Origin of the sequence: Robertmurraya korlensis NBRC 107688, assembly GCF_001591645.1 — a bacterium.
Taxonomy (GTDB): Bacteria; Bacillota; Bacilli; order Bacillales; family Cytobacillaceae; genus Robertmurraya_A.
This window is the reverse complement of the sequence record NZ_BCVH01000019.1, coordinates 65,991-72,349: the sequence shown is the minus strand read 5'-3', so window position 1 is coordinate 72,349 and position 6,359 is coordinate 65,991. Positions and strand designations below refer to the sequence as shown.

Sequence of the window (6,359 nt, the reverse complement as noted above, 5' to 3'; positions counted from 1 at the left end):
GCTGCTTTCACTGTTGTTTTCTTTACACTGCTTCTTACTTTTTTAGCAAAGCTATAGGCTTTTATGGCTGTATTTTTTGTAAAGTTCCATGCTTTCTTTGCAGCATTTCCTATTTCTTTGCGATACTTAATAGCTAATGACCCTACACCTAAAACCACTGCTCCAGTTATTAAGAACGGTGCTGCAGCCGTTCCAGCTGCTAATAACCCAGCAACTGCAAGGAAGTTAGAAGCTGCTGAAGTAAATTTCTCTGTTTTGTTCCAGAAACCTTTTTTTGTAAACCCTTCAACTAGATCTACAGTTCCCCCGATTACTGCAAGAGGAGCAAGCACCTTGCTTAAAACCGGTGAAGCCTTCCAGACATCTTTTGATATATTTTTTAACCCTCGAGCTACTCCATATTCATTTTTGTATAATTGCCAATTCCTACTACCATTGGAAAGCGTCAGTACTGGCTTAGTAAAAGTAGTTTTAGCTGAGTTAAAATAGGTTCTAATTTTACTACTTGATGGTGAGCTATCTATTAACGTATAGGATTGTTTATATGTTTGATTTAATTCAATTATTTTACTTGCACCATCACCAAGGTCACCAACACCTTCAAATACCTTATTTCCTGTTGCATCTCCAATAATCTTTGAACCTGCCGTTAAGAGAAGCCCAGTCTGTGTTATTTTCCCACTTGTACTGGTTGGAGTATTTAGCAGTAAGTCTACACTGGCAATCTGTGTACCAACTACACCATTTCCAACTTTCACACCCGTTAACACATTATCTAAATTCTTATTTTCTTTTTGCTCAGGTTTTGGTTTTTCTGCTGCTATTACGACAGGAGTTCCTGTAATAAATAAAGAACTCCAAGTAAAAACTATTAGTGATAAAATTGCTGCAGCAAAGTACCTCTCCCGTTTTTTTTGCACAACTTACACCTCCAAAATTATATTTCTTCAATTCTTTAAATCAACCTACATTTTTCTCACCCCCTTAGTGGCCATTTTGTTAACATTGATTCATTTGTATCATCTATAATAAAATCCTCTGTGTTCATCCTTTTATGGGTTATTTCTATTATTTCGTCTATATTACTTCTATTATGATTTTTCACTTGATTCATAACTGTATCTTTAATAGCCCCCTCAAATAATGAAACTGTTTCCATTACTTTATCAATCGTTTTACTGATGCTTGGGGAGTTAATATTACTGTCTTTCTTAGCATCCTCTAATATTACCTGTATCGAGAATAAACAGTCTGATATTCCAAGTAATGCACTAGTTCTATTATCTGAACATCTAACAAAATCTAATAATAAGCTTTTGGCCCTAATATACGTTTCCTCGCTAACATTCCTTCTGTTTAACGCACTTTCAAGTGGATTTATTAGACTCATAGATAAATTCTTAAAGATTTGCCCAGTTTGATCACTTATTTCTAAATACTCAAAAAATTTCTTAAAGGATCCTATATATACTTCCTTTTCCCTTCTCCTCCCTTGCATAACAGGGGCTAATATCTCTACGAATTTATTAGGGTCTTCAACCAAATCTCCCACAAATCGGAAGGATTCATCTACACCAGACCGAATATGTTGTTCTGCCTTCCAAAGAGTGTACATTGTATGATATATAGCTAGGGCTTTTTTAGATAACTCATAATCCGTTACGACTGTTCCGTTTTCTTCAACAACGATGAACTTAGATAAATCTGAAGTAAAGGACAAACCAAATGGCCCATTGTTATATGTTCCTACTAACTTATACTTCCTTCCATTCAGCAAATAGAATGCACTCATTAATGTGATTTGACCAAACCTTTTATACTTTTTTACCGCTTCTAAGTAAACTCCAGAAGCTGGTTCCATTATTGGTATTTTCATATCTACCATCTCCTAATTTTAGCTAAGTATAAATTTTGCCACTTCCAGTAGTACAGGTCCCAGGATAAAAATTATAGTAGCAGGAAAGGCAAGTAACATTAGAGGGAAGAATAACTTAGCTGACGCTTTAGCACCCATTTCCTGTGCCCTTTTCTTTCGTCTTTCCCATACTTCAGCTGCCTGTTGCCTCAAAATATTTGTAATGCCTGCTGATCCCCTCTCAAGAGTCTGATTAACTATTGAAACAAACCGGCTCATTTCGTCTGATTGACATCGCTCGGCCATTTGCTCTAAAGCTTCTGACTGAGGTGTACCTAAGGAAACTTCGTATAACACTTGGTTTAGCTCATCTGATAATACTCCATTTTTCCTCTCCGAAACTTCTTTGATTGCTGGAAATAAGTTCAGTCCAGCCTCACACATGATAGCGATTGAATTAATATAATGTGGCAGTTCGCTGCTTATATTTTCTTTACGCTTTCTAACTTGATTAGTTAACCAGATACTCGGTAGGAAATAAGATAGGGGTGAGAGAAACAGTGCAAAATAGTAAAATATCGGGTCTCCATTAACAAGTGCTAAGAAAATATAAAAAAGACTTATACATATTGGTAAGACCAGCTGGAGACTATATATATCCATTGGGGTCCACCTACTAATTAACGCTGCTTCTGTCAGTTTTTCTACTAAATTTTGCTTCTGTCGCTGACTCATCTGTAAATTAAAAAACAATAATAGATTTCCCACATTCTTACTAATTTTTTTGACTAATCCCGATTTATTTAAGGGTATTCCTTCCTTAACTGATTGAAAGTTAAAACGCCTCTTCAGTTTATATACCTTCAACATATTAAAAGGTAAAAAGGTAACACATACTAACAAAAATGTTAGTACTGCGATCAATATAAGCATTTTTACTCACCCACTAGATCTTAATAGAAGTAATTGCACGTGCAACATAATAATTCAAAATAAGCATAAGTGCCGCTATAAACAATAAGGTTGTCCCAAACCATGTTTGATACATAGGAGCCAAGTAGGAAGGGTTAAATAACATTAATAAAAAAACTAGAAGTAAAGGCATAAAAGTTAAAATCCCCGCTTCCGCTCTCTTAGAGGCAGTAGCCAATTTTATTTCCTGCTGAATGGTAATTTTGTCGCTGATCATCTGGCTTATGTTATCAATCACTTCTGTTAAGTTTCCGCCTTTTGATTTGGTTATTAAAGTTGCATCAATAAATTGCTGTACCTCTTCATAAGTATTTTTTTCCTTAAATCTTAGTAGCGCTTCTTCTACTGTTAGACCAAATTTGATATCATTATTTAATTTTTTCATTTCTAACAAAAGTGGCTTTAGCTTTTGCCTTCCAATCTGCTTATGCAAGTCATTTTCGCACCTTAACAATGCAATTTGTAATGAATTACCTGCTTTAAGTGAATTTGAGATAGATAAAATAGCATCTCGAAACTGTAATACAAAAGCCTCTTGTAACTTCTCTCTTTTTTTCTTCTGTACCATTCTTGGATATAGCAATCCTAAACAACCACTTAATATTGTATAAAACACACTTTGAAAAAGGATAAAACCAAAGAGTGTACATCCTATACAAATTAATAAAACTAGCACCCAATTAGTTTTTTGACCATCCTCATTTTTAAAAACCAAATTTTTAATTTTTTCGATTAAAATACCTTTTTTTCTTTCACGATTTTGCAGCCTATTAAAGTAATTTAGTAGTAATTTTTTTTGAGGAACGTTTTGGTGAACCAGTAAATGTACTAATTCATAAAAAGAACGTAGTATTACATATACTGAAATTAAGATACATAGATAGGTTAAAATCATGATCTCATCAGAATCCTTTTATTCAAAATATCATTAATAGAGTGATTAAAGCCCATCGCTTCCCATTTTTCTTCCTGTTCTATGAATTGGTTAGTTGACTCTAGCCTTCCATAAATCTTTCCGTTTTCCCCAGTATGGTTGGTTCTCCATTTAAATAACTCAACACATTCTACTTCACCATCTTTTACCCCTCTAACCTCTGAGATCTGAATGACCTTCCTCGTTCCATCCCTTAATCTTCCTAAATGAACAATAAACTCGACAGCAGAGGAAATTTGTCTTCTAATTGCTGAGAGGGGGAGATCTAAACCAGACATTAAAACCATAGTTTCCAACCTTGATAACATATCGATTGAGGAGTTAGCATGACCTGTCGTTAAAGACCCATCATGACCTGTGTTCATAGCTTGAAGCATATCTAAGGCTTCTCCAGATCGAACCTCTCCCACCACAATACGATCTGGACGCATACGTAAAGCTGTTCGTACTAAATCACGAATTGTGATCATCCCTTTATTTTCTATATTTGGGGGCCTAGTTTCTAACCTTACTAAGTTTTCAATATGCGAAACCTTCAGTTCTGCTGCATCTTCTACTGTAATTACACGTTCATGATCTGGTATGTACATGCTTAGGGCATTCAAGAAAGTTGTCTTTCCAGAACCTGTACCTCCAGAAACAATAATATTATATCTTGCCTTTACCATATGAGATAACCATTGGGCTACTTCCTCATCAAGGGCTCCGAGCTGTACAAGTTCTTCCATAGAATAGGGGTTTTCAGGAAATTTTCTTATTGTAACTATAGGGCCATTTAGAGAGACCGGCCTAATAACAACATTGACACGAGACCCATCGGGAAGACGAGCATCTACGATTGGATTACTTTCATCTATTTTTCTATTGATAGGAGCAACTATTTTCTCAACTAAATTTAATATTTCTCTCTCCGATTCAAACTGTATTGGAGTACCTTCATTGGTATAAGATCTTGAGATTCGTCCATTTTTCTCAATAAAAATTTCCTTCATTCCATTAATCATTATTTCCGTAATTTCTTTATCTTTAATCAATGAGTCAATAACACCAAAGCCCACTAAGTTACGAACAATGTCTTCAGCAATGATTCTTTTCTCATCCGTAGTTAAAAGTAGATCAATGTGAGTGCTCTCATATTTCTCCTCTAGCAATCTCCAAGTAAGCTGTTTGAGCATCTCTGCTTTATTAAGTAATTCTGGATCTTCCCCAAACTTAGCTAAAATATCTTGTCTTACAATATATTTTAGGTCATCCACTTTCTTATCTAGTGTATGGGCAAGTATAACTGCATTCTCATTTCCATCAATCTGAGATACTTGCTTTTTTTTTATGGCTTCTTCTATTCTCATTTCTTCCTCCCGAAAAATGAAAAAGTTTTTGCTCTTCCTAGTTCTTTGTTGGAGAATATAGGAAATATTGAGTGAGCTACTCGTCTAAAATATTTGTGAACCTTCAATTGTGGATTATTACTAATTAATCTACCTCTATTTAAAAAGTTCTGTATTTGCAAATCCACATCGGGTATTTCTTCTTTTACCTGCATTGATAGTACTGTCTCAATTTCCTTACTTCCGATAGAATAGCTTGGATTAGATTTATTTATAATTAAAAAATGTGATTGCAGGGGATGTTTTAACTTTTGAAGTAACTCTTTAACAGAAACCAATTGCCAGTTCACTAAAACATCCGGCACAGTAATTAGAAAAATGTCAGTGGCCCAACTAATAAGAGAAATGTTTTTGTGAGTTAACTCTGTTGAGGTGTCACATATTATAGCGTCAAAATCGTAACTTTCCACAATTTCTAAAATTTTGTCAGTCATTTCCAAAGTTAGATTCCCCATTTTAATGTATGAAGCAGCTGCTAAGACAGAAAGTTTTTTTTCATTGTGGAGATCAACTTCAATTATCGAATCTATAATGGCTTTTTCCAGAGCATCGGGATTATATGTTTTTTGTTCTAGTATTCCAAGTGCTTCAGCCATACTTTTATTTCGAGGAAGGTTAAATACGACAGACACACTTCCAAATATAGAAAAATCAATCAATAAAACCTTTTTTCCTTTCAATGCAAGCTGAGAAGCCGTGTTAATCGCCAAGGTTGTTTTGCCTACTCCTCCCCTTGGAGAATAAAAAACGACCTTTTTAACATGATTTAAAGATTCTGCTAATTCATTAGGTATGAAATTAATTAGTTTTTCATTGAAATCAAACTTTAGTGAGAATATTTTTTGTGTTATTAGGTCATAAGGAGTGTATTTATAAAGCAATTCCACAGAGTCTCTTTGATCATAAGTAGATAACTCTGCCATTTCCTCAATAATAAGGATAATTTTGTGAAATCCTCGTTTAAATAACAGATTTACCCCTTCAGGGATTGTTTCAATAAACTCCATATTAATTAATAGTACATCAATATTTTCAGGGTCTACATCTGATAACAAGTCCATAGAATCACTATGAAAAACAACATTTATAGGTTGTTGATACTGTTTATAATAATTTACAATGTCGTTCCTATAGGACGTGTTTTTTTCAATTAAACCAATTCTAACTATATGATTCTTCATTCCTGGAATTAAGTTAGTGTCCATTATTT

6 protein-coding genes are annotated in these 6,359 nt (G+C 34.3%); all 6 read right to left on the bottom strand.

The window, feature by feature from the left end; translation table 11 throughout:
- A partial coding sequence (locus BKO01S_RS19090; protein WP_157077420.1) for a hypothetical protein occupies window positions 1-920 on the bottom strand: 920 nt, incomplete at its 3' end.
- A gap of 56 nt (window positions 921-976) precedes the next feature.
- On the bottom strand, window positions 977-1,876 hold the full coding sequence (locus tag BKO01S_RS19085) for a hypothetical protein (RefSeq protein WP_066058052.1): 900 nt from the start codon (window positions 1,874-1,876) through the stop codon (window positions 977-979).
- 18 nt (window positions 1,877-1,894) lie between these two features.
- On the bottom strand, window positions 1,895-2,788 hold the full coding sequence (locus BKO01S_RS19080; RefSeq protein ID WP_066058049.1) for a type II secretion system F family protein: 894 nt from the start codon (window positions 2,786-2,788) through the stop codon (window positions 1,895-1,897).
- A 13-nt stretch (window positions 2,789-2,801) separates the two neighbouring features.
- Complete coding sequence (locus BKO01S_RS19075; protein ID WP_066058045.1) at window positions 2,802-3,722, bottom strand: type II secretion system F family protein; 921 nt, start codon at window positions 3,720-3,722, stop codon at window positions 2,802-2,804.
- Entirely contained in the window at window positions 3,719-5,110 is a 1,392-nt protein-coding gene (locus BKO01S_RS19070; protein ID WP_066058042.1) for a TadA family conjugal transfer-associated ATPase, read from the bottom strand. The genes BKO01S_RS19075 and BKO01S_RS19070 overlap by 4 nt, the downstream gene beginning before the upstream one ends.
- Window positions 5,107-6,354 carry a CpaE/TadZ family protein gene (locus tag BKO01S_RS19065; RefSeq protein WP_066058037.1) on the bottom strand — a complete coding sequence of 416 codons (1,248 nt, stop codon included), beginning with the start codon at window positions 6,352-6,354 and terminating at the stop codon, window positions 5,107-5,109. Before BKO01S_RS19065 ends, BKO01S_RS19070 begins: the two co-directional genes overlap by 4 nt.
- Window positions 6,355-6,359: the final 5 nt, after the last annotated feature.

Excerpts from the sequence above, each read along its gene's own strand:
- BKO01S_RS19085 (WP_066058052.1), bottom strand. The coding sequence starts at position 1,876 with ATGAAAATACCAATAATGGAACCAGCTTCTGGAGTTTACTTAGAAGCG.
- BKO01S_RS19080 (WP_066058049.1), bottom strand. The coding sequence starts at position 2,788 with ATGCTTATATTGATCGCAGTACTAACATTTTTGTTAGTATGTGTTACC.
- BKO01S_RS19075 (WP_066058045.1), bottom strand. The coding sequence starts at position 3,722 with ATGATTTTAACCTATCTATGTATCTTAATTTCAGTATATGTAATACTA.
- BKO01S_RS19070 (WP_066058042.1), bottom strand. The coding sequence starts at position 5,110 with ATGAGAATAGAAGAAGCCATAAAAAAAAAGCAAGTATCTCAGATTGAT.
- BKO01S_RS19065 (WP_066058037.1), bottom strand. The coding sequence starts at position 6,354 with ATGGACACTAACTTAATTCCAGGAATGAAGAATCATATAGTTAGAATT.